The sequence below is a fragment of the Arthrobacter sp. GmRoot5-12 genome, from assembly GCF_059739365.1.
Genome location: NZ_AP046056.1, coordinates 2,983,575 through 3,010,012 on the forward strand (window position 1 = coordinate 2,983,575; position 26,438 = coordinate 3,010,012).

Below are 26,438 nucleotides of genomic sequence, written 5' to 3' on the forward strand. Positions count from 1 at the left end.
CCCAAAATGTCAGGGAATCATCATCCTGTAGACACCCGGCAGTCAGCTTGCGCAGGAAAGATATGAGACAGGGGGATCTGTAAGCCAAGAGAAAGGATGAGTCGTGACAAGTCTTGACCCCCATGTCGTTGGATCCTGCAGTGAGCTCGTTTCCGGCGATGCGATTGAAGCTTTCTACCAGAACACGTTGATTCATCGGGGCCCGGTGACGGACACAGACCCGGAATACGGGCGGTTTTGGATTCTGGACACATTGACGGGAAGCAGGTGTCTGCTCGATATCTTTGAACTCGAAATTGTCCGTATTCCGCCGCCTATGGCCGAGTCAGGGACAGGGCTTTTTTCCCGTAACGCGCACCAAAAGGAAACCGGCGCAACCTCATACTGGCGCACGGTATCCCCATTGGGCTGACGCTCCTCCCCGTAATCAACCTAACGCGTAGCCCCCTCAAGGCCCTGAACGGAAATATGAGTACCCACTACTCGTGACCGAATGCGCGGCTTGTCCGTAGGCTGAATTGACTAGGGGGACCAGGCTCCCGTCCAAGGTCTTCTGGGAGGAGCGAAACTCTTGAAGAGGATTCAGCATCGTGCATGGACTTGCGTCGTCCTCGTCTTGGTTATGACGCTTTTATCAGCTGTGGCATGCGGCGACCTCAGGCGTGCTCCAGGTTCATCGCCGCCCCAGGGAGCCGAACCGGAGAGCACGGTCTCCGATTCAGCGCAGGCGGCGACGGACGTCCCTTCCGCGGCCTCTGAGTCAGCACAGCCACCAACAGAGGAGCCCTCGCCTGGTTCGGTACCGCCCCTTGTCCTCGATCGACCCTCAGACCCTTCTGCAGCCTCCCTGTCCGTGCCAGTGGGAGACCTGCCTGGCTGGAGGCAGGTCTTTGTTGAGGACTTCGCCGAAGGAGACGTTGGCACTGGCGGATTCCCGGGCCCCGTCTACGGCACGCGCTGGAGCGCCAACTACGCGGACGGCACGCCGGACACAGCCGCCCAGCAGCAAAACAAGGGCGAACGGACATCCGGGTATTTCCCGTCGAAGGTCCTGAGTGTCCACGATGGCGTCCTGGACTTCTACCTGCATTCTGAAAACGGTGTGGCAATGGGTGCTGCTCCGTCACCGAAACTGGATGGGGCCAGCCAGCGGCCGTACAACAGCTTGGTGTACGGGCGCTATTCGGTCCGCTTCAAGGCCGATGTCCTGCCGGGATTCAAACTGGCTTGGCTGCTGTGGCCGGACAGCAAGCGATGGCCCGAGGACGGCGAGATCGATTTTCCCGAGGGAGACCTGTCAAAGCTCATCTACGCAGCCGTACACGGCGTGGAGAACGGCGTGCACCGTTGGGACGCCCTACGTCCGGAAGTACCGTACGGGGACTGGCATATCGCTACTACTGAGTGGCGTGCCGACGGCATCGAATTCTTCCTTGATGGAAATTCGATCGGCGTGTCCAGGTCGTTCGGACTGAACACACCCATGCACTACATCCTGCAGACCGAGTCCTGCTCGCCAAAATGCCCGCTGCCCGAGACCAGCGGCCACGTCCTGGTCGACTGGGTGTCCATCTGGGCTAGGTCCTAGCCACGGCGAAGGCTTGGACTGACCCAACCAGCCATGGCACGACGGCGGCCCCGCGCCGTCGTCATTCCTTTCAAGTTTTTCGGCACAAGGGTCTTTACGCACTGGCCACATGTTATTAAAGTGGGTTGGGTCATAGTCCGGATGGGCGCCGGGGGCGTCCGGGAAGGGGGAGTGCATCACCACTGACCGTTACCTACAGACAAATGACCACTACGTTGAAAGCCCCTCCTAGGAGGGGCTTTCCCTTTGCCCGGAACAGGACAGGAACCGGCGATGGCTACTCCACGAGTTGACCCAGGCGGGCCCGGAGGGAACGCCGCTCCGCCTCATTGCCGGTGAGGATCAGGGCTTCCTGGAACGCCACCCGCGCCTCCTCCGGGTGCCCAAGCCGGGCCAGGAAGTCTGCCCGCGCCGCGGCAAGATACGGGTACCGGGCGAGCTGCGGCTCGGCACCGAGCGCATCCAGCTCCGCCTGGCCTTCCGCATAACCCACGGCGAAGCCCAGCGCGACGGCCCTGTTGAGCTGGACCACCGGGGACGGCCACCTTTCCATCAGCAGGTCATACAGGACCAGGATCTCCTGCCAGTCGGTGTCGGACCAGGATCCGCTTTCATCGTGCACAGCGGCAATCGCGGCCATCAGGGCGAACCTGCCCGGAGGCCGCGAAACCAAGGCCTCCCGCAACAGCCCAACACCTTCCGCGATGGCACGCCGGTCCCATTTCGACCGGTCCTGGTCCTCGAGCAGAACCTGGTCGTCCTGCTTGTCCACCCGGGCGTCCCTGCGGGCGTCCGTAAGCAGGACCAGGGCCAACAGGCCGGCAACATCGGGGTCAGCGGGGAGCAGGACCCGCAGTGTCCTGGCCAGCTCCAAGCCGCGTTCGGCAAGGTCGCGGCGCATCAGGTCCGAACCTGACGGGGAGGTGTGCCCCGTCGTGTACACCAGGTACACCACCGACAGCACGCCGTCCACGCGTTCGTGCAGCTCAGACACCGGCGGTACCCGGTAGGGGATGCCGGCGGCGGCAATCTTCTTTTTCGCGCGGGTGATCCGTGCCGCCATGGTGGCTTCCGGGACCAGGAACGCGCGCGCCACATCGGCGGTGGACAGTCCGCACAGCAGCCGCAGCGTCAGCGCCACCTGGGCTTCGAGCGCCAGGGCGGGATGGCAGCAGGTGAAAATCAGCCGGAGCCGGTCGTCCGGGATGTCATCAGCGTCCGGCACGTCGTCGCCATACTCCTCAGGTTCCAGCAGCTTGGGCAGGGCCCGCTGGAGGGTGGCCACGCGGCGCCGCATGTCCAGGGCACGCCGTCGTGCCGTAACCGTAAGCCAGGCCCCCGGATTCCTGGGGATTCCGTTCACGCCCCACGTGGACAAAGCACTGGCATACGCGTCCTGGACCGCCTCTTCGGCGGCGTCGATATCCCCGGCAACACGCACCGTGGCCGCCAGCACGAACCCCCATTCGCGCCGGTGGGCGTCGGCCACTGCCGCGGCGACCTCGGAGCTGGCGGCGTGCGGCATCAGCTGACCACCCGAACGGGCCAGACCTCGACTCCAACCCCGGCGGGTACCTCCTTGGCGATTTCGAGGGCTTCATCCAGGTCGGCTGCCTCCACCAGGTAATAGCCGCCCAGGGTTTCCTTCGACTCCGCGAACGGACCATCCGAGACCAGGAACCCGCCCGACCCATCACGCCGGACGGACGTCACGGTCGAGGATGGCTGCAGGGCGGCCCCGTTGATCAGGTTGGAACCGCGCCGCTGCATGAACTCCTGGTAGCTGGCGCTGATCGACTCGCCTTCGGCCTGCCGCGCTACCGCCTCATCCTGGAAAATCAGGATCAAATACTTGGACATGTCGTGCTCCCTTCGCTGTTGGCCGGAGCCCTTCAGTGGAGCCCCTACCCATACGACGCGCACCGGAAGCGAAAATCGACAGCAGCGCGGGAATCCCCTTCCATTTCCAAGGTACCCCGCCGCGGGGGCCTTGCCGCAAGGCCCCGGGGGTGCCGCATACTGGCGATCGACTATTCGTGGATTGAGGGGGACGGCATGCATGACGTGGTGATTGTGGGGAGTGGGCCCACGGGGTTGATGCTGGCGGGCGAGCTGCGGCTGGCGGGGGTGGACGCCGTTGTCCTTGAACGGCGGGAGTCCCAGGAGTTGGCGGGCTCCCGCGGGGGCGGAATCCATTCCCGCACCCTTGAACTGCTGGACCAGCGCGGCATCGTGGACAGGTTCCTTGCCGAGGGCAAAACGATTAACGCGGCCACGTTCGGCAACACACCGCTGGACCTGGGCGGGCTGCCCACCCGGCATCCATACACGCTGGCGCTGTTCCAGAACCACATTGAGCGGCTGCTGCTTGAGTGGGTGGAGGAGCTGGGCGTGCAGGTCCGGCGCGGCGTGGAGGTCACCGGCGTGGAGGCGGACGACGGCGGCGTGGCCGTTCATCTTGGCGCCGGCGGATCGCTGCGGGCCCGGTATGTGGTGGGCACCGACGGGGGCCGCAGCACGGTGCGGCGTTCGGCGGGCATCACGATGGCGGGCCCGGACGCAACCCGGAGCAGCCTGATTGCCGAGGTGAAGGTGGCGGGGGAGCCTGTCCAGCAGGGAAAGGTGGACGCCCGCGGCATCCACGGCCTCTACCCGATGGGGGACGGCACGGTCCGCGTGGTGGTGACCGAGGCTGTGCTCGGTCCAACCACCGAGCCCACCCTGGCGGACCTGCGGCAGGCGCTGACCGACGTGTTCGGCACCGACTTCGGCGTGCACAGTCCCACCTGGCTGTCACGGTTCACCGACGCCACCCGCCAGGCGGAGACCTACCGGAAGGGCCGGGTGCTGCTGGCCGGCGACGCGGCGCATGTCCACTCACCGACAGGCGGGCTCGGTATTGGCCTCGGCGTGCAGGACGCGGTCAACCTTGGGTGGAAGCTGGGGCAGGTGGTGCGGGGCCTCACCGGCGAGGAACTGCTGGACACCTACCACGCGGAGCGCCACCAGGCGGGGGAGCGGGCGCTGAAGTACACCATGGCGCAGTCGCTTTTCCAAAAATCAGACCCCCGGCAGGAGGCGCTGCGCGACCTGCTGGGCGAGGTGCTCCGCGTGGAGGGGGCCGGGGTTCCCATCGCGGCGCTTGTGACAGGGCTCGACGTGGCCTACGACCTGGGCGCCGGCCATCCGCTCCTGGGTCGCCGGATGCCGGACCTGGAAGTCACCACTGCCGAAGGTCCCATCCGGGTCTTCGAACTGCTGCACCAGGCGCGGCCCCTGCTGCTGGACTTCAGCGGGCAGGAGTTGGGTGCGGGCCTTTCCAACGGCAGGGTGCGGCATGTTCCGGCCACGTACGACGGCGGCTGGCAGCTTCCCGTGCTGGGTGCTGTGGGTGCGCCCGCCGCAGTCCTGGTGCGGCCGGACGGGTACGTCGCCTGGGTGGGCGCGGGCTCAGCAGACGGGCTTGCCGAGGCCCTGGACACCTGGTGCGGCAGGGCCGGCGGCTGACCTCTCAGCGCAGGTTACTGCTTCGGCCCGGCGATGTTCACCAGCCACTGGACACCGAATTTGTCGGTGCACATGCCAAAGGTGTCACCCCAGATGGCTGTGTTCAACGGCATTGTCACCGTGCCGCCGTCGGACAACTTCTCCCAGTAGCCCCTGAGTTCCGCGTCGTCACCGCCGCTGAGGGAGATGCTGAACGTGTTTCCGGGCGTGTAGTCCATCCGCTGCGGGGTGTCCGACGCCATCAGGGTCAGCCCCGTTGGGGTATCGAGTTGTGCGTGCATGACCAACTGGTCTTCGGAGGGATCCTGGCTGGCCTGGAATTCCGCGAACGTGCCGATGTTCAGTTCACCGCCAAAGACGTCTTTGTAGAATTCCATGGCTTCACGGGCATTGTTTCGAAAGCTCAGATAGGGATTGAGCCGGGTGGGCATACGGGGACTCCTTTTGTGAGCGGGACTTCGTTGTCGGCACGCGTCATGCTAACAGGGCCCTCCCCAAGCGGGAAGGGGTTGGGGTGAAGCCTCAGTCGTCGAAGTGGGCCTCAGCTGTTCCAGGGCCCGAGAACCGGTCCACCAGCGTTTCGGCGAGTTCGTTGAGCTTTTGGTTCCGGGTGCTGGAGGCGTTGCTGAGAAGGCCGAAGGCGGCATCCTTGCTGCAGTTGTTCTGGGCCATAATGATGCCGCAGGCCAGGTCGATGGCGGTCCTGGTGTCCATGGCCGACTTCAAGTGCTCGGCCCGCTGTTCCGCAGCCACGATCCGGACTGCGAGCCGCAGGGCCTTTCCCGCCATTTCGGCGAACCGGAGCCCATCAGACACCGCCTGCTCAGTGAAGCACCCCGTGGAGGGGGCAAAGAAATCCAGGACTGCCCCGGCGTCGTCATCCATCTTCATGGGGATGCCAAGGGCACTGGTAACCCCCGCGGCAGAAAGGGCGCTCCGGTATTCCGGCCACCGCAGGTCGGACGAAACGTCTCCCAACAGGACGGGAACTCCGCTTTCCAACGCTTCCACGCAGGGCCCGTCTCCCAGCGTTTGTTCAATCCGGTCAAGCACCGCGGCCCTGCCGCTGCTGCCGCCGATGGTGGCCGTACGCTTGCGCCGGTGCAGGGTGACAGCGCATTCGATGGGCACTCCGGTAGTGCTGGTCATGCTGGCTGCCGCGAAGCCGGTGAGTCCATCCAGCACCGACTTGATGTCCTCCGTCCCGGCGATCAGATCCACAATCCCTTCAAAGTCGTCCGCCATGTCCTGGTCCACCATCTTTTCAATGTAGAAGCAGCAGGAATCAGCCACAAGGGCGGGATCAGCGCACCGATACCAGCCTTCTCCAAGCCCGCGCACAGCGCAGTTATGGAAACGTTATATATGCTTGCTTAGTGGTTTTTAGGTCCAGCAGCGGAAATTTGTCAGTATCGGAACGCCCGTCGGCGCCCCAAACGGGGCTGATCGCGGGGCGCAAGCATGCCCTGGATGGGCTCCGGAGCATCGCCGTGGCGGGCGTGTTCTTTTTCCATACCGCCACCGACTCCATGCCGGGTGGATCCATCGGTGTTGACGTGTTCTTCACGCTGAGCGGCTTCGTGATCACGCTGCTGATCATGAAGGAACGGATCGCCACCGGCCGGCTCCACCTGGGCGTCTTCTACGCCAAGCGCCTGGCCCGGCTTTGGCCGGCGCTCCTGGCACTCTGCGCGGTGATCGTCGCCGTCGGCCTTCTGTTCCCGGCGTCAGGCTGGGGCGGCCAGGCGGGGTTCGTCCTTCCCGCTGCCGCGTACGTGATGAACCTGGCGCACTTTGGCATGTTCGGCGAGTCCATCGCGGGTGAAACCCTCGGCCCCACCTGGACCCTCGCCGTGGAAGAGCAGTTCTACCTGGTGTGGCCGCTGCTCCTGCTGCTGATGCTCCGCTTCTGGAAGGTCCGTACCTCAGCCTTGGCCACCGTCGCCCTGGCCGCCGTCTTCGTACTGAACCGGTTCCTGCTGGTGAACGCGGGCGAGCCGCTGGACCGCATCTACAACGGACCGGACACCCGGGCGGACGAACTGCTGATCGGCTGTGCGCTCGCCTTGATGTTCACGGCCGTGCGGGACGGTTCCCGGCTGCACCGCGCACTGGTGTCCGCTGCCCGCTGGGCTGCACCGCTGGCCGGCATCTCCCTGGTGGCAGCGCTGTTCCTGCTTAAGGAGCCGGACACCCCCGGCGACTGGTTCAACCTGTTTTGGACGTGGGGGCCCGCGGCGCTCGCGTTGTTGTCCGCGGTACTGATCGGTTCCCTGGTGCTCCAGCCGGCCGGGTTCCTTTCCCGTATCCTCAGCCACCCCTGGCTGGCCCGCCCCGGCCGCGATCTGTCCTACGGCCTGTACCTCTGGCACCTGCCGGTCTACCTGCTGCTGATGCCCCTGATCCCGGCGCTGCCGCTCCGCATCGCACTGACCGCAGCCCTCACGGTATTGCTGGCGTACGCGTCGTTCCGCTTTGTTGAGCGGCCGCTCCGGGGATGGGCGAACAAAAGGCTGGAGCCCGCCGTCGACCGTTCAACGCCTGCAGGTTCCACTCCCGGGACTCCGGGCCGCGCGCCTTCCGCGCCTAATGCTTCCAAGCAACCAGCGCAGGAACCCGAGCCTGCCGGCCAATTGATCAACTGACGCCTGACCAACCGACGCCTGAAGCTGCAGGTCAGTCCTTTCGGATGCCGGGCATACCCATGGACTCCGGTTTGGCGGCGCTGTAACAGTCCGGGCAGCACGCAGTGTTTTCGGCTTCGTCAGCCACCACGTGGGGAACGGCGCAGCAGGCGTCCCCGCGCCACGCGTTGACGCCTTCACGCACCGCAATGCCGGCGATCACCAGCGCCGCGCCGGCGTCTGCCCACCACCAGCCCAGGGTGCTGTTCAGGACCAGGCCAACCAGCAGCACGGCGGAGAGGTAGGTGCATAGCAGCGTCTGCTTGGAATCGGCCACCGCTGTCCGTGATCCCAGTTCCCGCCCAGCCCTGCGCTGGGTCCAGGACAGGACCGGCATGACGGCCAGGCTCAACGCCGCGATCACGATGCCGGGCACTGAGTGCTGGGCTTCTCCCGCACCCGCCAAAGAGCGGATGGCATTCACAGCCACGAATGCGGCCAGGGCGAAGAATGAGATGGCGATGATCCGCAGGGTCAGATGCTCACGCCGCTCCGGGTCCTTGGCGGAGAACTGCCAGGACAATGCCAGTGCGGAGGCTACTTCGATCACCGAATCCAGGCCGAAGCCGATCAGCGCCGAGGAGTCGGCCGCGCCGCCCGCCCACAGGGACACGACGGCCTCGATGACGTTGTAGGTGATGGTTGCTCCCGCCAGAAGCCGGATTCGCCGGCTCAGCACCCTGCGGCGTTCCACGGTGGGGGAGTTAAGCGCAGCGGTCATGCGAAGCATTCCCCATCAGGGGCGCAGCAGGCTGGGTCCACCGCGAGGACAACATTGATGAGGTCCTTGATAGCGTGGCCGATCCGGGCGTCCGCCAGTTCATAACGGCTCCGCCGCCCGTCCCGCACCGCAACCACCAGTCCGCAGCCGCGCAAACAGGTCAAGTGATTGGACATGCTCTGCCGGGACACCCCTAAGTTGTCCGCCAGGTCGGAAGGATAGGAGGGGGCATCTGCAAGTGCCAGCAGGACTCGGGCGCGGGTAGGGTCCGACACCGCATAGCCAAAGCGGGCCAGCACAGGGGCGTGGGTGAGGGTCTGGATGGGCTCGAGGGTTTGCATGGTCTTAGAGTACATCCATCACTGTATTCAGGTGAAGATGAACTGTAATCCCAGTCCCCGCGACAAGTTTTTCGGCTTGAACAACCGCCGCTGCAGTGGAGGGGGCGGTTCACTTTCGGTGGCCCACCGGCAATTGTCAGACCCCCTTGTCATGATGGGTTTATGGGGAAGGCGGCGGTGGTGAGGGCGTTCGAGGAGATTCGCGCTGCCCTTGCTGTGCTTCAGGCTGAGGTGGACGGGGCGGGTTCGTTGCCGTTCTCGGATATTGATCCGCTGGCCGGTCTGGCCGATGGCTGCCTGGACATCCTCGCCGGGGCCCGGGAGGTCGAGGCGCGGGTTGCGGGGGTGAAGGCGAAGGCTGCGGTGGGGTACGCGGAGGCTGCGCATGCTGTGGCGGGGCCGGAGGTGCCGGTGGTGGCGCAGGAGATGGCGGTCGCGGCGGAGATCGGGTGCGTGCTGGCGTTGGGTCCGCGGGCGGCGGCGTCGTTCCTGGCCACCTCCCACGCCCTGACTGTTTCATTGCCGCGGACTTTGGAGGCGTTGCAGTCCGGGACCCTGTCATGGCAGCACGCGATAGTGCTGGCCGACGAAACGGCGTCCCTTGATGCGGCCGGGGCGGCGGCGTTGGAGGCGCATTTCCTGCCACCCGATACACCGGACCCGGACGCCCCTAACCCGGCTCGCGGCTGCCCGGTTGGGGAGCTGCCGGCGCACCGGTTCCGGGTCAAGGCCCGGACCTGGCGGGAACGCCACCACGCCGAATCGATGGAGAAGCGGCACGCCAGGGGTGTGGCGGAGCGGCGGGTGGAGTTCCGGGCGGACCGGGACGGGATGGCGTGGCTGGGCGCGTACCTGCCCGCGGACCAGGCCATGGCTGGGTGGAACCGGCTCACCGCTGCCGCACGAGGTTTGCAGGGGCCGGGCGAGGACAGGACCATGCCCCAGCTGCGGGCTGACAGTTTCGCCGCCGCGATCCTCGGCAGCGGTAACACCCGGGGCGGCAGTACCAGTCTCAGCCGTGCCAGTGCCAGTGCCAGTGCCACTGCCGGCGTCTTGGCTGCTGCCGGGCCGGGCGCCGGCACCAGCGGCAGCGGGACCAGCGCCGCATCCGGAAAAGGCCACCAGCCGCCATCGGTCCGCGCCGAGGTCCTGGTTACGGTTCCGGTGTTCGCGCTGATGGGCCTGACCGATGAACCGGCGATGCTGGACGGGTATGGTCCGGTGCCGGCGTCGATGGCGCGGCGACTGGTCGCGGACGGGGCGGGCTCGTTCTACCGGGTCCTGGTGGACCCCCGGGACGGGGCGCCGTTGGAGATCGGCCGGAAGAGTTACCGGATTCCCAAGGCGATGCGGGCCTGGCTGCGGATGCGGGACGGGAAATGCCCGTTCCCGGGCTGCAGCAACACCTCCCTGGACACGGAGGCCGACCATCTTCTCGCCTGGCACCACGGCGGCACCACCGGAATCAGCAACCTGGGACAGCCCTGCCCGAAGCACCACCGGCTCCGGCACACCACCGGCTGGAAACCCACCCCGGCCAGCACGAACGAACCACCCGGCTGGACCTCACCCACCGGCCGCCACTACACAAGCGAACACCAGGACTGGGAACCACCAAAGTGGCCGCCAGGGTTCTTGCCCGGCGAACGAAGCCAGTCCCGCCAACGAAGCCTGCCCGGCGAACGATGCCGGACCCGCGAACGAAGCCTCCTGGGGAAGCACGCCTTCAGCCCCATGCCGTGTGAGCCGCCGCGCCGGTAGACCGGCCTGTAGTCCTGCTACCCCAGGGGGTTGGCCGATTGGCAGGTCTGGTCGCTGCCCGTCTGGGCCACCACGCCGCCTGAGGAGTCGGCGGGCGACGGCGGTGCGGCGGGTTTGGTGCCGGCGGCAAAGTCCGTGCCCGCGTACAGTTGCACGCCCTGGATGTTCGCCACCTGCTGCACGTTGCCTGCGGGCAGGCCGAACAGCGCTGCCACGTCCGCGGCCACGTCCTCGAACCCGGCTGAGTAGTAGACCATGGTCTTCTCCTGCGCCTGGGCCTGCAGCTTGGTCAGGTTGGTGAAACCGGCCTCAGAGAGCAGCCCGGCAATGGCATTGCTCCGCCCCGTCACGCCGGTGCCGTTGGCAATGGAGACGGGCTGCAGTGACTTGTCGTAGGCGGGTGCCGCGGGAGTTGCGGGCGCCTCCGTGGGGGAGGCGGAGGAGGGCTGGCTCAGGTCCGGGCTGCTTCGGAGCGCGGCGAAGAAGTTGGAGGCTGTCGGCTCATTCAGTGCCAGCCGGTTGGGGTCCGCCGGCGCCGGCACCGTGGGCGTGGTGATGAAGTTGATGTTGGCCGGGTCGATGTTCTTCAGCCGGTTGGCGATGGTCAGCAGTGATGGGATGGAGGACAGGCCCGAGTCAACGGTCAGGTTCCTGGTGATGGTATCGGCAATGGTCAGGGTCTTCTGCGGATTGCCCAGCGTGCCCTCGGACTTGAGCTTCCGGCTGAGCGAAGCCAGGAAGCCCTGCTGGGCCTGGATGCGCCCCAGGTCCCCGCCGTTGGCAAAAGCGTGCCGGGTCCGCAGGAACGCCAGCGCCTGTTCGCCCTGCACCTGGGACGTTCCGGCAGGCAGGTTCAGCCCGCTGTCCGGATCGTGCACGGCATCGCTGACGCAGACCTCCACGCCACCCACGGCATTGGACAGTTCCTTTACCGCGTTGAAGTCGGCCATCATGAAGTGGTCCACCTCCAGGCCGGTCAGTTTGTTCACGGTGTCCACGGCGCAGCCGATGCCGGCCTGTGCCATGGCGCTGTTGATCATCACGTCCTGGCGGGCGGGATATGCCTGCTTGGTTTTGGGGTCCGTGCACGCCGGCACGTCCACCAGCAGGTCGCGCGGGAAGCTGACCACGTTGACGTGCTTGTTGTCCGCGGAAATGTCCAGCAGCATCATGACGTCGGACTGGCCGTAGCCGGAGGAGTCCTCCGCGCTGCCGTACTGGCTGTTGCTGCCGTCCCGGGTGTCGGAGCCCAGGACCAGGATCTGCATCCGGTCAGTGCTGTCGTTCACGGTCCCTTCGGTCCGCTCTCCACCCGCCGTCAGTTCAGACGTTGTGATGTTCGACTGCAGGCGCCACGCCCAGTAGCCGCCGAAGGCCACGGCACCGACGAGCAGCGCGGACACCACGGCGGTAACGGCCTTGAGCCAGCGCGGGACACGGCGTACAGGCCGACGGCGGCGCAAACTGGCGGCGTACAGCTCGCCTTGGCCGGGGTAGGCGCCGGGGGCGGAGCCAACCTGATCCGGGCCGGGGGATTTTCTGGAACCGAACACGAAAAGATGACCTTCGGGAGGGGACAGGTTTCGGCTACCCTACAGGCCCAAGCTGGCAATTCCCCAAGAACGGCAGCCTGCAGCCGCGCCGTCCCGGTCCTGGCGGCGGCAGAGGGCGTACTCTTTTTTCTCGGCGGGTACCCGCCCCGGAGATGGGCCCGGCCATGGGGGAAGCCCTGCTGTGCAGGCTGAGGAACGGACAGATGAATACAGGACAAAAGCAGCGCGTGGCGGGCCGTCCTGCCCGGCGCGGGCTGGGCAAAGTGGCGGTGTGGCTGGTGGATGACTCCCCGGGACGCCTCCGGCCGCTGATCCTGGCGGTGGTCCTCACGCTCTCGGCGATCGGACTCGTGGAGGTGGCATCGGCGTCGTCCGTGGAATCTGTGGCGGCAGGAAACAATCCGTACGACCTGCCCCTGAAGCAGGCCATGTGGACCGTGGCTGGCGTGGTGATCATGATGGTGCTGGCCCGGATGCCCGTGCGGCGGATCCGATGGCTGGGTTGGCCGCTGCTGATCGGCTCCCTTGTTGCCCTGGTGCTGGTGTTCACACCGCTGGGAATGTCCGTCAACGGCAACCGGAACTGGCTGAGCGTGGGAGGTTTCACCGCGCAGCCCTCCGAGTTCGCAAAGCTCTCGCTGATCGTCTGGGCCGCCGCCATCCTGGACCGCAAGCAGGCCCTCCTGGGGCAGTGGAAGCATGCGGTCATTCCGTTGGCACCCGCCGGGGGACTGATCATGCTGATCGTGGCGCTGGGGCACGACCTGGGCACCACCATGATCATCATGATGATCCTCGCCGCCACCATGTTCTATGGCGGAGTCCGGATGAAGGTGTTCTCGGTTGCGGGGCTGGTCTGCGCGGTGGCAGCGCTGCTGCTCGCGGCCACCAGCGGCAACCGGATGGGGCGGATCTCATCCTGGCTGGGCATGGGATCCGACGAGGACGCGCAGGGAATGGGCTACCAGGCGCAGCACGGCGCGTACGCCCTGGCCTCCGGCGGCTGGTTTGGCGTGGGCCTGGGACAGAGCCGGCAGAAATGGAACTGGATCCCGGAAGCCCACAACGACTTCATCTTCTCCATCCTCGGCGAAGAACTCGGCCTGGCCGGAACCCTGCTGGTGCTGGGGCTGTTCGCCATCCTGGCCATCGCGGTGTTCAAGACCATTGCCCGCACCACGGACACCTTCTCGCGGATCGTGGCCTGCAGCGTGATCACCTGGATCCTGGGACAGGCCGTGATCAACATCGCCATGGTCAGCGGACTGCTGCCGGTGATCGGCGTGCCGCTGCCGTTCATCTCCTATGGCGGATCGGCCATGGTCTCCTCACTGGCCGGCATCGGGGTGATCCTGGCGGTAACTCGTCCGGAAGGTGTACACCCTCACCCCACCCGGTCCCGTCGCGCCGGACCCGGCCGTCCCGTGTCAGCCCGGCCCGTGTCAACCCGAGCTGTGTCCGGCCGGGGCGTTAAGCAGGCCCGGGAGCATGCGTACCAGCGGTAGCGCCGGCGGGACAGCTCCTCCGGCGCCCATGACTGCCATCCGCTTCATCCTGGTCTTCGGGGTGGTCAGTGCGCTGATGGACATGGTCTACGAAGGGGCGCGGAGCGTCACCGGCCCTTACCTGGGTGCGCTGGGCGCGTCCGCGCTCCTGGTCAGCGTGGTCACGGGGGCTGGTGAAGCGGTGGCCTTGGTGCTCCGCCTGGTGTTCGGGCGGCTGGCCGACCGGCCGGCGCTGCGATGGACGCTCGCACTCAGCGGTTATGCCCTGACCGCGCTGTCCGTGCCGTTGCTGGGGATCACCGATGCGCTGTGGATAGCCTGCCTGCTGGTCCTGGCGGAAAGGCTGGGCAAGGCGGTGCGGAGCCCGGCGAAGGACACCATGCTGGCCGAGGCCGGTTCAGCGATGGGGCAGGGCAAGGCGTTCGCGCTGCACGAGGCGCTGGACCAGGTGGGGGCACTGGTGGGGCCGCTGCTGGTGGGGGCGGCCCTGGCGCTGTCCGGCAGCTACGGTCCCGGGTTCCTGCTCCTGGCTGTTCCAGGGCTTGCTGCCATGCTGATTCTGTTCCGCCTCAGGCGACGCGTTCCCGACCCCGGTGTCTACGAGCCTTCCGCCGCGCCGCCAGCCCCACCCAGTCCCGCTCCCGCCAGCCCCGTTCCCGCCCAGGACACAATTGCTGGGAAGCCGGCCCCAATGCCGCGCCAGTACTGGCTCTACGCAGCCTTCAGCAGCCTGACCATGTTCGGCTATGCCACGTTCGGTCTGCTGTCGTTCCATCTGGTGGCCACCGGACTCCTGCCGCCCTCATTGGTCCCGGTGCTTTACGCCGCGGCCATGGGAGTGGATGCCGTGGCGGCATTGGTTTCCGGCTGGCTTTTTGACCGGGTGGGGTTGAAGGTTCTCCTGGCCCTTCCGGTCCTGGCCGCCGCGGTCCCGTGGCTGGGCTTCAGCAACAGCACGGCGCTTGCGGTGGCGGGGGTGCTGCTGTGGGGAGCAGCGATGGGTGTCCAGGAAAGCACCATGCGGGCCGGGGTGGCGGGCCTCGCTCCGGTGGCCCGGCGGGGGAGTGCTTACGGGATGTTCACTGCCTGCTACGGCCTCGCCTGGCTGGCCGGCAGTTTCGTCATCGGCCTGCTCTACGAGATCTCAGTTCCTGCACTTGCGGTTACCGTCACGGTGGTCCAGGCCGCGGCCCTGGCGGTCTTCGCCGTCGTGCGTCCGCACGCCTCCGGCATGGAAGGCCAACCGCCGTCTTCGGGGAACGAAACTACCTAGGCGACCGCCCCGGCAATCTCGGGGCACTCAACGCAGCGGACGTCCGCAACCAGGGACCCGGCGTCGTCCTTTTGGAAATGGGTGACGTGATTGGTGGTCCTGCCGCAGGTGGGGCAGAAGCTCTGGCTTTGTTTTGTCCACATGCATGAATAATACGGAACGCCCCCACAAAGAGAAGATCGCGGGCCAAAGTATGTGGATCGCCGCAGTTTTCCTTTACCGGATCTTGACCAAAGCTGCTGGCGATCCTTCAGGAAATGCTGAGTTTCGCCGCATAGCTTGGGCTCATCAGGCAGTACGGAAGGAGCGCAGGACAATGACCATTACCGATTACTTTGTGGCTCTCGGCGGCATGCTGGCTTCACTCGGAGGTGCAGGGCTGGTGGCGGCCGGCCTTATCAGGGCACGGGCACGGCACTAGGATTTTCGCCGCAGTTCCTACGCGATTGCCGGGGGCTCGAACCGTGTTCCGGGCGTGCCGCTGGGCAGTGACCTCAGGATGTTCTCCGCAACGCTGCGGACCTTCAGGTTCCGGTGCCGCGAGGTGCCGGCAAGCTTGCTGAACGCCTCCGTGTATGAGCAGCGGTTCTGCGCCATGAGCACGCCGCACGCCACGTCGATGCTGGTACGGCTCTCCAGGACCTGTTTCAGGTTGTCCCCGGCGCGGATGACGCCGTGCACGTCGAGGGCCAGCTTCAGGCTGTGCGATGCCACCTCGCCAAACCAGGCTGCCTCGTTGATCACCTTGGCGTTGAAAACGTAGTTTGCCGGTCCCAGGAACACGAGGGCTCCAGCCGAGCCCGGCTGCAATTCCAGGGGAACGGCAAGCGCTGAGCCGAAGCCTTTGTCCAGCAGCCGCCTGCGGTACGCCTCCCAGCGGGCGCCGGCCTGGTTGATCACTGCCGGCGCCATCAGCGGCGAACCAAGAGCGGTGGGGCTGTCCCCGTGCTCGTCCTCCGATGCCACGCTGGCCGCGGCCGGAGTGCTGCCGGCGGTGGCAAAACAGGACCGCTGCCGGTGCAGGACGGCGGCGCACTCCAGTGCCCTTCCGGCGGAAGTGCTGATCCAGCGGGCGGCAGCATCGGTGAGCTTCTGCAGGGACCCTGCATCGCCGTCGGCCCCTGTCACCAAATCCAGCAGGAACCCCTGCCGTTCGGGCTCCACATTGTCTGCCGGGCCAACCGCCACCCTGCACCCCCGTCTCGTCACGCCCCTTGGCCGTGGCGCCGCGGGTTGGAAGAAACTTATTGGGCCGGGACGGTGTGCGGCACGAGTAGCCGGTACTCTACTTTTCCCGTGCCGCCCGCCCGGGTACTTGCCTGCTGCTTCAACGTTGTGGAGGTGGCGGGGGAACAAGTGGGCTACCATGGGTTTGTTAGACAGCCAAGCAAGTAGGATATCGAAGGAATTCGCATGAACCCGCATGGTGCAAGCGAAGGCTACTGGTACCCACCCGTTGAGGGCGTCGAGCCCGGGGCTGTTGATGTCATCAACGCGCTCCGCGAATTCCGGACCTCGGAGAGCGCTATGAGAAGGCGCACCCGCTCGTCCGCCGCAATGGGGGAGACGGACCTCCTGGCGCTGCGGTACCTCATCGATGCAGAGGCTGCCGGCGTGGGAATCCGACCCACGGAACTTGCAGCCCGCCTGTGCATCACGTCCGCCTCCATGACCAGTCTTGTGGACCGCCTGGTGTCCGGCGGCTACGTCACCCGGGAGCCCCACCCCTCGGACCGCCGCGCCGTCATCCTGCGGCCTACTCCCGGCGCCGACGAGGAAGTCCGGCACAACCTGAACCAGATGCACAAGCGCATGCTGGAAGCCGCCGAATCGTTGTCTTCCGAAGAAATCAAGGCCGTCATGCACTTCCTGGTGCGCATGCGGGAAGCAGTGGACGCCGTCAACTCCGGCCCCGGCATTACCGGCCGGTAGACAAAGAGATAATCCTAGTTAGACTAGCTACATTGTTAGTTAACTACCGGACGGCGGATTGCATGACTGCAGTACTTGAACCTCAGGCGCCGGGGCAGTCGACCCGCGTTGAGCATTACGAAGAACTCCCGCTTCAGCCCGCGCCCTCTGTGATTGGCGACCCCGCGGCACCCTTTCACTGCGGCGCAGCGATGGCGGCCGGCCCCGTACCGATAGCGTCGCTGGGGTGGGCACCATTGGAGCTTGGCTCGGCGGAATGGTCCTGCGCATGCGGTTACAGGATCGTCGACGGCGGCACTGCCGGTGATCCGCTGGAGGCCGTCCAATTGGCTTCCGCAAGGGTGGAGAGCCTCCAGTGGGAGCTGGATGCGGCGCAGGAGCGGTTTGAGCATGCAGTCCAGAGCGCCGCGAGGCTGGGTGCAGGGCAGGAGGACCTGGGCAGGGCCGCCGGCCTCACCGTTGAGGAGCTTCAGGACATCCTGGTTGCCAAGGACCAGCTCCGGTAAAACAAAAACTGCTCCACCATCCCGAAGTGCAGCCATCCGTTTGTTCAGATGCAGCTGCACTTCGGGCTGTTGGAGCGGAAAGAGAAGCGGTGGTCGGCCTGCCCTGGCCCGAAAAATGGGCGCGGCGAGCGGCCGGGAAATTTATGCGGCCAGGCGGCCGGCCGTGTGACGCGGATGTCGGCGGTCAGCCAGCACGCTGATGGTGCAGGGAGCCTGTTCCGGATCGATTTTGGCTGGAAGGTGCCTTGTTTCAGAGGCGGCGCGGAGCATTTCCAGTGCTTCCTCGTCCACCCAGGCGCTGGAAACGTCCAGTTCCAGGTCCAGGCCTCCCCTGAGGGAGTTGGCACGCTTTGCCACTACATAGAGGGCGTTGACGCTGTGAATGGTGATATGCCCCGTTGCAATCACCTTGGCCTTGCTGTGGTCCAGATCCACCCGGACTACGATGTTCAGCTTAGAGTTCAAGTTGTAAAGCCTTCCCCGGCATTGGCTGCGACGCTGCAGCTTCTTGCATGGCCCGTTTGCATGAGCCTCAATTAGATTAGGCAACAAATGTGACCTGCGCAACACGGGGGGCCTTTATTACACCGAACGTAGTTTCCTACCAGTTTGAGGAGTGCCATGAGCATCGACCCCGCAGGAAAGCCTTCCGTCCTCTTTGTCTGCGTCCACAACGCCGGCCGGTCCCAGATGGCGGCAGCGTTCCTCACATCCTTGTCCAGGGGAGCCGTCGAGGTGCGCTCCGCCGGTTCCCAGCCGGCCGACAAGGTCAATCCGGCGGCGGTGGAGGCCATGGCCGAGGTAGGCATCGACATGTCCGCAGAGGTCCCCAAGGTACTCACCACCGAGGCAGTGAAAGAATCGGACGTGGTGATCACCATGGGCTGCGGTGACGAGTGCCCGTTCTTCCCGGGCAAGCGCTACGAAGACTGGGTCCTGGAGGACCCGGCAGGCAAGGGCGTTGAGTCCGTCCGTCCAATCCGTGATGAGATCAAGGCACGCGTTGAACAACTGATCACCGAACTCCTGCCCGCGCAGCACGCGGACGCCCAGTAGTACCGCCACCGAAGGACAATCCATGAGCAAAGAACAGCTGATCATCATCGGCTCCGGCCCCGCCGGCTACACCGCCGCCATCTACGCCGCCCGCGCGGGCTTGAACCCCCTGGTCCTGGCCGGCTCCGTCGCCGCCGGCGGCGCGCTGATGAACACCACTGAAGTGGAAAACTTCCCGGGCTTCCCCGGCGGCATCCAGGGCCCTGAGCTGATGGACGGGCTGCAGCAGCAGGCGGAAAAGTTCGGCGCGCGCATTGAGTACGACGACGCCACGTCCGTTAACTTGAGAGGTTCCGTTAAGCGCGTGGTCACCGGCGGCGGGGAGACTTACGAGGCTACGGCCGTCATCCTGGCCACCGGCTCTGCGTACAAGGAACTCGGCCTGCCTGAGGAGAAAAAGTTCAGCGGCCACGGTGTTTCCTGGTGTGCCACCTGCGACGGGTTCTTCTTCCGTGACCAGGACATCATCGTGGTTGGCGGCGGCGACTCCGCCATGGAGGAAGCCACCTTCCTGACCCGGTTCGGCAAGACCGTGACCGTGGTGGTGCGCAAGAACGAGCTGCGCGCCTCCCGCATCATGGCGCAGCGGGCCAAGGACAACCCCAAGATCCGCTTCGCCTGGAACTCTGCCGTTACCGCCATCCACGGCGACGGCAAGGTCACCGGCGTAACCCTCACAGACACCCGTTCCGGTGAGACCCGGCACCAGGACGCCACCGGCATCTTCGTGGCCATCGGACACCTGCCGCGGACCGAACTGGTGGCGGGCCAGGTGGACCTGGACGAGGAAGGCTACATCAAGGTGGACGCCCCCACCACGTGCACAAACCTGCCGGGCGTCTTTGCCTGCGGCGACGCCGTGGACCACCGTTACCGGCAGGCCATCACCGCCGCCGGCACCGGCTGTGCCGCCGCCCTGGACGCAGAGCGGTTCCTGGCCGCACTGGAGGACGCGGCCAGCATCGCCACCGCCCTCGTGGAAGAACCCACGCACAGCTAAGTACTCCTGCCCGGGCACTCACTGTTGCCCGGGCAGGCTTCATTCCGCGGGTCAGACGACTTCGGGAAGCCGTCCGGTTAATACTGAAACTGGAGCTGCGGACCAGCGTTCACGCTCCGGCTCGTAGGAGATCACCATGGACGCGTCGTTCTCGCGCGCCTCGTCGATGGCCAGCAGCAGGGCGTCTTCCATATGCCTGGCATATTCCAGCCGTTCGGGCAGGGACCCCTGCAGCCCGCCGTCGTCAATCAGCACGTGGCCCTTGCCGTCCACGATCACTTTCAATGAATACCCGCTGTCCTCATGCAGGGACCCGCGGGTAGATGAAATCTCCGTGACTCGATCTGCCCGGACCAGCCCGTTGCCCAGCGTGCGGATCCACACTTCGCCCATGAATTGACCTCCCCTTGGCTGCGGGCGCGGATCAGCGCCCATAAGGCGAACGCTACTCCTCCGCGCGGCTTTTGTGACCCCCCGAATCCGCCTGCTGCGCCAGCGGATATGGCAACCAGCGGCCGCCGGATTCAGCTATTGTTGTGCGAGAAAACCCGCACTGGGTATGTGAGTTTTGGAGGAATGCATGTGGTCGAAGTTGGATGCGTACCTCTTTCCGCTGCCGATCACTGCCGTCTGTCCGTCGGGGACCTTTGAGCTGGACGTTGCCTCAGGAAGCATGAACTGGTCCGAGGGCATGTTTGGCATTCACGGGCTGCAGCCAGGTGAGGTGGTGCCCACTTTTGACGTGCTGATGGCCCACAAGCACCCGGGGGACCGGGAACCGGTGCGCGCGCTGTGGGCGGACCTCCTTGAGGGCGGTGGCCAGGGTGCCCTGCTGCACCGGATCATTGACGTCCGCGGCAGGGAGCGGCGCGTCTTTTCTGCGATCCAGGCCGTCGCCGCGCCTTCCGGGCGCGTAGAGCTGGCCCGCGGCTTCATGGTGGATGTGACCCAGAGCCTGCGCATCGAGTCCCAGCATGCCGCGACGGAGGCCATCGAGGGTGCGTTCGGGCACAAGGCGGTCATTGAGCAGGCGAAAGGCATTGTCATGGCCCTGCACAGTGTGGATGCCGAATCGGCGTTCCGGGTGCTGGCCGCCAGAAGCCAGCACGCCAACGTCAAGCTGCACCTCGTGGCGGAGGAATTGACCAGCGCGGCGGCAAACGGGAAGGCCAGGGAAGTCCTGGAGGGTTACTGATTCCCGGTTATCCCATGACCTGCTGGTTCACCCACCGCTCCAGCGACGGGACCAGCAGCAACACCGCGACGCCGGCCACCATCAGGACGTGGACGAACACATTCCACGCCGTGGTCCCGACAGTTTCGCCCCCGCCGATGGCTGCGAACCAGAAGGGCACCAGGGCCACAAGCCCAAGTGCAGCCGACGCGAGGGCCGCATTTTCCCACCAGCTCCACCGGGCAAACAGTCCCCACGTGGCCACCAGGAACCCCAAGACGGTCAGCAGCGCAAGCACCATGGTGATGTTCCACCAGATACCTGACGTGTTGACCCCGCGGGTGGCGAAGGTGGGCGTAATCCACAACCAGCTGCTCCCGGCCATCAAGAGGGCGATGCCGCCCAGGGTGCGAAGCGTAAACATCTTCCACCACCTCCTTCAGCCAGCGTGGTTGCCCTGGGCGTCGGCGAAACAGGGCCGAAGGGCCCGCCGTTGTCCGGTTCGTGGGTCCATGGGTTCTCGGCGGCTGGGCGGTAGGGCCGGGCGGTGGCAGGAAGGCGCCGCCGGGGGACCTTCGGCACTTTCGGGCATGGTCCCTATGCCAGACCCTGTTGCCATGGCGGACAGGACAACCACCAGCCGCAGCGGCAACCTTGGCTCAGCCATCGTCAACGCCCTGCTGCTGTACGGGATCAACATGTGGCCTGGGTGGCAGGTGCTGCCGTTCCTGACAGCCGACATGTCCCGCGTCCTTGACCTCATCAACGCGTCCCTGATCGCGGGCATCATCGTCAACCTCGTCTGCGTGGTGATCCACGCACGTACCCTCGTGGCGCTGGGCAACCTGGTGGTCATAGGCTTCGGGGTTGCCGCCATGCTGCGCCTGTGGGAGGTATTTCCCTTCGACTTCGGCACCGGCTGGTCCGGCTGGCCGGTGCTGGTGCGGGTGCTGCTGGTGCTCGGCATCGTGGGCTCGGCCATCGGGGCGGTGGTGGAAGTCGTCAACCTGTTCCGCGCCCTGGCCGGGTTGGAACCAAGGGCCCGTTGATCCACTCTCCGCGGAGGCCACTGTGAGTCCCTGTCCGCTGCGTCACACTGCAGCCTCCCCAGGGAGGGGGCGGCCATAGGATAAATCTGATGACTTCCCTGGACCCCTCCCAGCCCTTCAGCCTGCGCAGCATTGCGGTCGCCGCTTTCGGACCCACACTGCTCTTCGGAATTGGGCAGGGCGCCATCCTTCCGGTGGTGGCATTATCTGCCCGCGAGTTGGGCGCTTCGGTGGCAGTGGCGGCCCTGATCGTCACCCTCATCGGACTGGGATCCTGGTTCTTCAACCTGCCGGCGTCGCTGGTAACCCTTCGATTCGGTGAACGCTGGTCCATCGTGGGCGCCGCCGTCGCCGGTGGCCTGGCGCTGGCAGCCGCCGCCACCTCCGCCCTGGCCCCGAACGGACTGTGGCTGCTCGCCGTGGCGATGGCCGTCGTCGGGATGTCCGGGGCGGTGTTTGGCCTGGCCCGCCAGAAGTACCTGACGGAGGCGGTGCCGGTGGCCTTCCGCGCCCGGGCGCTGTCCACGCTGGGCGGCGTGAACCGCATCGGCGTGTTCATCGGCCCGTTCGCGGGCGCGGCGGTGATGCAGTTCTTCGGCATCGCCGGCGCCTACTGGGTGGGGGTGGTGGCCATGGCGGGCGCCGCGCTGCTGTCCCTCACCATTCCGGACCTTGCGACGCCGGATGGCCCCTTGGGCGGGGACGCGGGCCCCCAGCCCACGCTTCGGAGCGTCGCGGCGTCGCATGCCGGCGTGTTCCTTTCGCTGGGCGTGGGCATCCTGCTGCTCAGCGCGCTGCGGTCCTCCCGGCAGGTGGTGATCCCGCTCTGGGCCGACCACCTGGGCATGGACGCCACCTCCGCATCCCTGATCTACGGGCTCTCCGGTGCCATCGACATGCTGGTGTTCTATCCCGCCGGGAAACTGATGGACCGGAAGGGGCGGCAGTGGGTGGCGATTCCCTCCACGCTGCTCATGGGGACTGCGCTGCTCCTGATCCCGCTCACCGGTTCCTTTGTGGGACTGCTGCTGGCGGCGCTGCTGATCGGCTTTGGCAACGGCATCAGCTCCGGCCTGGTGATGACGCTGGGCGCCGACTTCTCGCCGGACCGGGGCCGCGGCCAGTTCCTGGGCCTCTGGCGGTTCATGGCGGATGCCGGCTCCACAGGCGGCCCGGTCCTGCTGTCCGGGGTGACCGCCCTGGCCTCCCTGGGCCCGGGGATCTCAGCCACAGGCCTGCTGGGGTTCGCGGCGGCGGCCGTGTTCGGCGTCGTCATTCCCCGCCTGAAGCACCGCCGCAACTACTGACCGCAGGAACTGCTGACCGCCGCAACTGCTGACCGCCGGGACGCCACCCCAAGGCTGGCGTCCCGAACCGGTTCCCCGGGTCAGCGAACGATCTTGAAGTTGAACTCGGGCGTGCCGAGGGCGCCCCAGAGGCGAAGCCAGACAGGGAGGAGCATCTCCGTGCCACGGGCGGTCGAGATGTCCCCGAGGTCGATGACGTCCTGGTGGCCGAAATCCTTCAACAGTTCCGTGACCATGTGCTTGGCGTCCGCGTCGTTTCCGGAGACGAAGACAGTGCTGGCCTCGGGAAGGGTGTCCGGACGCGCCATGAGGTCGGCATTGAGGGTGTTGAGGGATTTCACCACGCGGGCGGTGGGGAAAGCGCGCTGGATCTGCTCACCGAGTGAATCGGTGTCCTTGACGAACAGGGTTGGCGGTATGCCCTGGCTGAAATCGAGCGGGTTGGCGATATCCAGAATGACCTTGCCGTCAAGGTTCTCCGCGCCTACCTGTGCCAGGGCATCCAGGGATCCGTTGCCGTTGGTGGCGTTGACGATGAGCTCTGCCCCGACGGCGGCCTCTGCGTAGCCGGCCAGCGTGACGCCCGGGTTTGCTGCAGCCCAGGTGGCGAAGGGTGCGTTGCCCATGACGTCGGCCTCAGTGCGGCCGAGCGTGGCTTCGGGGCTGCGGGTGCCAATGGTCACGGTATGTCCGAGCTCTGCCAGGCGGGTGGCGATGGTGCGGCCGACAGTGCCGGTTCCGAGGACAGCAGTCTTCATGGTGGTTCCCTTAGCTTCTTATTTATCGGGTCGGATCCGATGTGACGGATCGTTCTCATTAGTTTGTGACGGATCGATCCGTCTGTCAAACTAAAGGCGGTACATTTTTTGGCTTTGGTTTTGGAAGGGTGGGGTTTGCCGTGGCGCGCAAGAGCGGCGAGGAGAACCGGCGCAATGTGCTTGAGGTGGCCACGCGCCTGTTCTACCAGCGGGGAATCCGCGCGGTCGGGATGGATACGGTGGTCAAGGAATGCGGGGTGGGCAACGCCACCATCTACCGCCAGTTCCCCACCAAGGACGCTCTCGCCACAGCGTTCGTTCAGGGACGCGCGGACGCCTGGTTCGAGCGGATGCGGCAGGCGGCCGGGGAACGCGACGACGCCCGGGAGAAACTCATTGCCGTTTTTGAGGTGTTGGCCGGAGATACCGCCGGTGCTACCTACCGCGGCTGCCCGATGCTGAACACGAACACCGAGTTCCCGGAGGGCAACCACCCGGCCCATCTGGTGGCGGCAGCGCACAAGCAGCAGGTGCGGGACTGGTTCCAGTCGCTGGCAGCCGACGCCGGTGCGCAGGACCCTGGCGAGCTGGCCGAGGAGTTGCTCATCGTCCTCAACGGGGCCTATGCAACAGGCGCGGTTCTCGACGGCGCCCGCTACGGCAAGCGTGCCCTGAACCTGGCCCGGCGCCTCGTGGACGACGCCTGCACCCAGCGCTAGTCACGGTGAGGCTGGTCGGGGCTAATACGCCAGGTCCAGCTGCGGCTCCACTTTCCCCCGGACCGTCATTGCGGGAAGTGTCGCAGGAGCGCGTTATTCTCGACACATGAGTGATCCCGGCGCTGAAGCCCGCATCAGCCCGCTGCAAAAAGCCGTGTGGTGGGCGCAGGACTATGTTTATGCCGCGGGCTGGCAGGTCCGCGGATTCCTGTCGCGCGTGCAGCCGGAGTCCTTCCGCAACGGCACCCGGCAGCCCGTGCTGATCATTCCCGGTGTGTACGAAAACTGGCAGTTCATGATGCCGCTCATCCAGGCCATCCACGACGCCGGGCATCCCGTGCACGTGGTCACGGTGCTGCAGCGCAACAAGATGAAGGTCCCGGACGCTGCAAAGCTGGTGGCCCAGCACCTGGAGGAGGCGGGACTGCGCGATGCCATCCTGGTGGCGCACAGCAAGGGCGGCCTGATTGGGAAGTACGCCATGCTGTCCCTGGACCCGGAGCACCGGATCGACCGGATGATCGCCGTGTGCGCACCGTTTTCCGGCTCGCGCTACGCCCGGTACATGCTGCTGCCCAGCCTCCGGATCTTCTCGCCGCGCAACGCCCTGACCCTCCAGATGTCCCGTGAACTGACCATCAACAGCCGCATCACGTCCATCTACGGGCCGTTTGATCCGCACATTCCGGAGGGGAGCGTCCTTCCCGGTGCCACCAACATTGAACTCCCAGTGGCGGGGCACTTCAGGATCCTGGGCGACCCCGGAACCGCGCGGATCATTGTGGAGCAGCTGAACCTTCCGGCCTGACGCCGGCCGGTGTCTGTGTTGCCGTGGATGCCCTGGTTGCTGCGATGCGCCTGGCGATGAACGCTGCGTCCGTGCCTACGCCGTGGACCATAGAGGACGCCAGCGACTGCTGGAAGATGGCGCCCAGGAAGTAGAGCCCCGCCTGCGCTGTAACGCCGCGGTCCTGCTCCGGCTCGCCGTCCGGGCCGAACACTGGCAGACGGATCCACTCCAGCGCGGGCCGGAAGCCGGTGCACCACATGACGTTGGCGACCTCAAGGGTCCGGCCGTCCGCCAGCAACGGGCGGCCGTCCTTGACGCCCTCCGTCCTGGGGACGCGTTCGACGCCGGCACGCACCAGGTCCCGGTTTTTCACCCTGACCAGTGGTCCGCTGTGCGCAAGGATTTGTGGGCGGGCCTTGCGGCCCATCGGCGTGTTGAGCGTCAGGACGTGGGAGAAAGCGAAGAAGACCGCGAGGGTCAGTGGCCTTGCTGCCACGGCGTCGATGGGCCAAGGAATCTCGCCGGGATGCCTGCCGGAGAGATATGTCGTGCGGCTGGTGGCCAGCTCCAGGGCAATGTCCGCGCCCGAATTGCCCGCGCCGACCACCAGGACCGGGCCCGGGGCGAGGTCTCCTGGGTTCCTGTAGCTTGCCGCCGTGAACTGCTGGATGTCCGGGTTCAGGTGATGTGCGAATGCCGGGACTTTAGGCTTCCGGTCCCAGCCGGCGGCCACCACCACGTTGTCCGCCTCGAACTGCCGGCCGCTCTCGGTTTCAATGACGAAGTGATGTCCGCTGCGGCTGAGGCTGGTGACCCGGACGTTGTTCCGGATCGGCAGCGCGAATCTTTCCGCGTAGCTGCTCAGGTAACCGGCAAACTCCTCCCGGGACGGGTAGGACCACGGGGGAGCCGGGTAGCGGCTGCCGGGAAGGGCGTCGTACCGGGCCGGGGTGAACAGCCGGAGGGAGTCCCAGCGGCTGCGCCAGCTGTCCCCGGTACTGGCGTTCTCATCCAGGATGACGTAGGGACGCTTGAGGCGGGACAGGTGGTAGCCCATGGCCAAACCCGCCTGGCCGCCGCCGATGACGACCGTATCGAAGTGCCCTGACATGACGCCTGCCCTTCCGCCCCGGACTGCTGTGAGCCTGCCACGGCGTTGCGGCTTTTGCCGCCGCCTTGCGGGTTCGCTACTGCCTGTCCGGGCTTCCTGCTAA

At 66.0% G+C, this 26,438-nt stretch carries 30 protein-coding genes; 16 read left to right on the top strand and 14 right to left on the bottom strand.

Annotated elements, in window-relative coordinates:
- Positions 1 to 103 precede the first annotated feature (103 nt).
- Entirely contained in the window at positions 104 to 412 is a 309-nt protein-coding gene (locus tag AC6JAM_RS13705; RefSeq protein ID WP_186447800.1) for a hypothetical protein, read from the top strand.
- 441 nt (positions 413 to 853) lie between these two features.
- Positions 854 to 1,588, top strand: coding sequence for a family 16 glycosylhydrolase (locus tag AC6JAM_RS13710; RefSeq protein WP_497935036.1), 735 nt, complete (start codon positions 854 to 856; stop codon positions 1,586 to 1,588).
- A gap of 277 nt (positions 1,589 to 1,865) precedes the next feature.
- Here the strand turns inward: AC6JAM_RS13710 and AC6JAM_RS13715 are convergent, their stop codons facing one another.
- The gene (locus tag AC6JAM_RS13715) at positions 1,866 to 3,113 is read right to left on the bottom strand and encodes an RNA polymerase sigma factor (RefSeq protein ID WP_497935039.1); all 1,248 of its coding nucleotides are present in this window, start codon (positions 3,111 to 3,113) and stop codon (positions 1,866 to 1,868) included.
- Entirely contained in the window at positions 3,113 to 3,448 is a 336-nt protein-coding gene (locus AC6JAM_RS13720) for a YciI family protein (protein WP_018768675.1), read from the bottom strand. Before AC6JAM_RS13720 ends, AC6JAM_RS13715 begins: the two co-directional genes overlap by 1 nt.
- Before the next feature lie 195 nt (positions 3,449 to 3,643).
- On the opposite strand from AC6JAM_RS13720, the gene AC6JAM_RS13725 reads away from it, so the two are divergent.
- The gene (locus AC6JAM_RS13725; RefSeq protein WP_497935041.1) at positions 3,644 to 5,095 is read left to right on the top strand and encodes an FAD-dependent monooxygenase; all 1,452 of its coding nucleotides are present in this window, start codon (positions 3,644 to 3,646) and stop codon (positions 5,093 to 5,095) included.
- 14 nt (positions 5,096 to 5,109) lie between these two features.
- Here the strand turns inward: AC6JAM_RS13725 and AC6JAM_RS13730 are convergent, their stop codons facing one another.
- Both AC6JAM_RS13730 and AC6JAM_RS13735 read right to left on the bottom strand, forming a co-directional pair.
- Positions 5,110 to 5,526, bottom strand: a complete 417-nt coding sequence (locus AC6JAM_RS13730; protein WP_056392939.1) for a VOC family protein — start codon at positions 5,524 to 5,526, stop codon at positions 5,110 to 5,112.
- A 91-nt stretch (positions 5,527 to 5,617) separates the two neighbouring features.
- Positions 5,618 to 6,355, bottom strand: a complete 738-nt coding sequence (locus AC6JAM_RS13735; protein WP_497935044.1) for an ANTAR domain-containing protein — start codon at positions 6,353 to 6,355, stop codon at positions 5,618 to 5,620.
- Positions 6,356 to 6,498: 143 nt separating this feature from the next.
- On the opposite strand from AC6JAM_RS13735, the gene AC6JAM_RS13740 reads away from it, so the two are divergent.
- Entirely contained in the window at positions 6,499 to 7,740 is a 1,242-nt protein-coding gene (locus AC6JAM_RS13740) for an acyltransferase family protein (protein ID WP_497935046.1), read from the top strand.
- A 31-nt stretch (positions 7,741 to 7,771) separates the two neighbouring features.
- On the opposite strand, the gene AC6JAM_RS13745 is transcribed toward AC6JAM_RS13740, so the two are convergent.
- Together AC6JAM_RS13745 and AC6JAM_RS13750 are read right to left on the bottom strand one after the other, a co-directional pair.
- Positions 7,772 to 8,500, bottom strand: a complete 729-nt coding sequence (locus AC6JAM_RS13745; protein ID WP_497935048.1) for a cation diffusion facilitator family transporter — start codon at positions 8,498 to 8,500, stop codon at positions 7,772 to 7,774.
- On the bottom strand, positions 8,497 to 8,841 hold the full coding sequence (locus AC6JAM_RS13750) for an ArsR/SmtB family transcription factor (RefSeq protein WP_018768669.1): 345 nt from the start codon (positions 8,839 to 8,841) through the stop codon (positions 8,497 to 8,499). Before AC6JAM_RS13750 ends, AC6JAM_RS13745 begins: the two co-directional genes overlap by 4 nt.
- Before the next feature lie 162 nt (positions 8,842 to 9,003).
- Here AC6JAM_RS13750 and AC6JAM_RS13755 point away from each other — a divergent pair, with 162 nt between their 5' ends.
- A complete protein-coding gene (locus AC6JAM_RS13755; RefSeq protein ID WP_497935051.1) occupies positions 9,004 to 10,602 on the top strand; it encodes an HNH endonuclease signature motif containing protein in 1,599 nt (532 codons plus the stop codon).
- Positions 10,603 to 10,619: 17 nt separating this feature from the next.
- On the opposite strand, the gene AC6JAM_RS13760 is transcribed toward AC6JAM_RS13755, so the two are convergent.
- The gene (locus AC6JAM_RS13760) at positions 10,620 to 12,155 is read right to left on the bottom strand and encodes an LCP family protein (protein WP_497935053.1); all 1,536 of its coding nucleotides are present in this window, start codon (positions 12,153 to 12,155) and stop codon (positions 10,620 to 10,622) included.
- 203 nt (positions 12,156 to 12,358) lie between these two features.
- Between AC6JAM_RS13760 and ftsW the strand changes: the two genes are divergently transcribed.
- Together ftsW and AC6JAM_RS13770 are read left to right on the top strand one after the other, a co-directional pair.
- Positions 12,359 to 13,660, top strand: a complete 1,302-nt coding sequence (gene ftsW, locus AC6JAM_RS13765) for a putative lipid II flippase FtsW (protein WP_497935055.1) — start codon at positions 12,359 to 12,361, stop codon at positions 13,658 to 13,660.
- Entirely contained in the window at positions 13,644 to 14,933 is a 1,290-nt protein-coding gene (locus AC6JAM_RS13770) for an MFS transporter (protein WP_497935057.1), read from the top strand. The genes ftsW and AC6JAM_RS13770 overlap by 17 nt, the downstream gene beginning before the upstream one ends.
- On the opposite strand, the gene AC6JAM_RS13775 is transcribed toward AC6JAM_RS13770, so the two are convergent.
- Positions 14,930 to 15,076, bottom strand: a complete 147-nt coding sequence (locus AC6JAM_RS13775) for a hypothetical protein (RefSeq protein WP_155845532.1) — start codon at positions 15,074 to 15,076, stop codon at positions 14,930 to 14,932. The genes AC6JAM_RS13770 and AC6JAM_RS13775 overlap by 4 nt on opposite strands.
- Positions 15,077 to 15,371: 295 nt before the next feature.
- Positions 15,372 to 16,121 carry an ANTAR domain-containing protein gene (locus AC6JAM_RS13780; protein ID WP_018768663.1) on the bottom strand — a complete coding sequence of 250 codons (750 nt, stop codon included), beginning with the start codon at positions 16,119 to 16,121 and terminating at the stop codon, positions 15,372 to 15,374.
- A gap of 225 nt (positions 16,122 to 16,346) precedes the next feature.
- Between AC6JAM_RS13780 and AC6JAM_RS13785 the strand changes: the two genes are divergently transcribed.
- Together AC6JAM_RS13785 and AC6JAM_RS13790 are read left to right on the top strand one after the other, a co-directional pair.
- Positions 16,347 to 16,865 carry a MarR family winged helix-turn-helix transcriptional regulator gene (locus AC6JAM_RS13785; RefSeq protein WP_018768662.1) on the top strand — a complete coding sequence of 173 codons (519 nt, stop codon included), beginning with the start codon at positions 16,347 to 16,349 and terminating at the stop codon, positions 16,863 to 16,865.
- A 62-nt stretch (positions 16,866 to 16,927) separates the two neighbouring features.
- A complete protein-coding gene (locus tag AC6JAM_RS13790; protein WP_224084048.1) occupies positions 16,928 to 17,371 on the top strand; it encodes a hypothetical protein in 444 nt (147 codons plus the stop codon).
- Positions 17,372 to 17,512: 141 nt separating this feature from the next.
- Here AC6JAM_RS13790 and AC6JAM_RS13795 read toward each other — a convergent pair whose 3' ends face one another.
- Positions 17,513 to 17,836: an aminoacyl-tRNA hydrolase gene (locus AC6JAM_RS13795; protein WP_018768660.1), complete on the bottom strand. Its 324-nt coding sequence runs from the start codon at positions 17,834 to 17,836 to the stop codon at positions 17,513 to 17,515.
- 156 nt (positions 17,837 to 17,992) lie between these two features.
- Between AC6JAM_RS13795 and AC6JAM_RS13800 the strand changes: the two genes are divergently transcribed.
- Entirely contained in the window at positions 17,993 to 18,427 is a 435-nt protein-coding gene (locus AC6JAM_RS13800; protein ID WP_134163971.1) for an arsenate reductase ArsC, read from the top strand.
- Between the two features lie 22 nt (positions 18,428 to 18,449).
- On the top strand, positions 18,450 to 19,427 hold the full coding sequence (gene trxB, locus AC6JAM_RS13805; RefSeq protein WP_497935060.1) for a thioredoxin-disulfide reductase: 978 nt from the start codon (positions 18,450 to 18,452) through the stop codon (positions 19,425 to 19,427).
- A gap of 51 nt (positions 19,428 to 19,478) precedes the next feature.
- Here the strand turns inward: trxB and AC6JAM_RS13810 are convergent, their stop codons facing one another.
- Positions 19,479 to 19,820, bottom strand: coding sequence for a thioredoxin domain-containing protein (locus AC6JAM_RS13810; RefSeq protein WP_018768657.1), 342 nt, complete (start codon positions 19,818 to 19,820; stop codon positions 19,479 to 19,481).
- A 187-nt stretch (positions 19,821 to 20,007) separates the two neighbouring features.
- On the opposite strand from AC6JAM_RS13810, the gene AC6JAM_RS13815 reads away from it, so the two are divergent.
- Complete coding sequence (locus tag AC6JAM_RS13815) at positions 20,008 to 20,622, top strand: PAS and ANTAR domain-containing protein (protein ID WP_056392957.1); 615 nt, start codon at positions 20,008 to 20,010, stop codon at positions 20,620 to 20,622.
- A 7-nt stretch (positions 20,623 to 20,629) separates the two neighbouring features.
- On the opposite strand, the gene AC6JAM_RS13820 is transcribed toward AC6JAM_RS13815, so the two are convergent.
- Complete coding sequence (locus tag AC6JAM_RS13820; RefSeq protein WP_134163970.1) at positions 20,630 to 21,025, bottom strand: hypothetical protein; 396 nt, start codon at positions 21,023 to 21,025, stop codon at positions 20,630 to 20,632.
- Between the two features lie 193 nt (positions 21,026 to 21,218).
- Between AC6JAM_RS13820 and AC6JAM_RS13825 the strand changes: the two genes are divergently transcribed.
- Both AC6JAM_RS13825 and AC6JAM_RS13830 read left to right on the top strand, forming a co-directional pair.
- Entirely contained in the window at positions 21,219 to 21,650 is a 432-nt protein-coding gene (locus AC6JAM_RS13825; RefSeq protein ID WP_056393166.1) for a hypothetical protein, read from the top strand.
- A gap of 89 nt (positions 21,651 to 21,739) precedes the next feature.
- Positions 21,740 to 22,957, top strand: coding sequence for an MFS transporter (locus AC6JAM_RS13830; RefSeq protein ID WP_497935064.1), 1,218 nt, complete (start codon positions 21,740 to 21,742; stop codon positions 22,955 to 22,957).
- 80 nt (positions 22,958 to 23,037) lie between these two features.
- On the opposite strand, the gene AC6JAM_RS13835 is transcribed toward AC6JAM_RS13830, so the two are convergent.
- Positions 23,038 to 23,715: an NADPH-dependent F420 reductase gene (locus tag AC6JAM_RS13835; protein ID WP_497935066.1), complete on the bottom strand. Its 678-nt coding sequence runs from the start codon at positions 23,713 to 23,715 to the stop codon at positions 23,038 to 23,040.
- A gap of 140 nt (positions 23,716 to 23,855) precedes the next feature.
- Between AC6JAM_RS13835 and AC6JAM_RS13840 the strand changes: the two genes are divergently transcribed.
- Together AC6JAM_RS13840 and AC6JAM_RS13845 are read left to right on the top strand one after the other, a co-directional pair.
- Positions 23,856 to 24,434, top strand: coding sequence for a TetR/AcrR family transcriptional regulator (locus AC6JAM_RS13840; RefSeq protein WP_043424836.1), 579 nt, complete (start codon positions 23,856 to 23,858; stop codon positions 24,432 to 24,434).
- Positions 24,435 to 24,540: 106 nt separating this feature from the next.
- Positions 24,541 to 25,242, top strand: coding sequence for an esterase/lipase family protein (locus tag AC6JAM_RS13845; RefSeq protein ID WP_018768650.1), 702 nt, complete (start codon positions 24,541 to 24,543; stop codon positions 25,240 to 25,242).
- Here AC6JAM_RS13845 and AC6JAM_RS13850 read toward each other — a convergent pair.
- A complete protein-coding gene (locus tag AC6JAM_RS13850; RefSeq protein WP_497935068.1) occupies positions 25,211 to 26,335 on the bottom strand; it encodes a flavin-containing monooxygenase in 1,125 nt (374 codons plus the stop codon). The two genes, AC6JAM_RS13845 and AC6JAM_RS13850, sit on opposite strands and share 32 nt — an antisense overlap.
- Positions 26,336 to 26,438 lie beyond the last annotated feature (103 nt).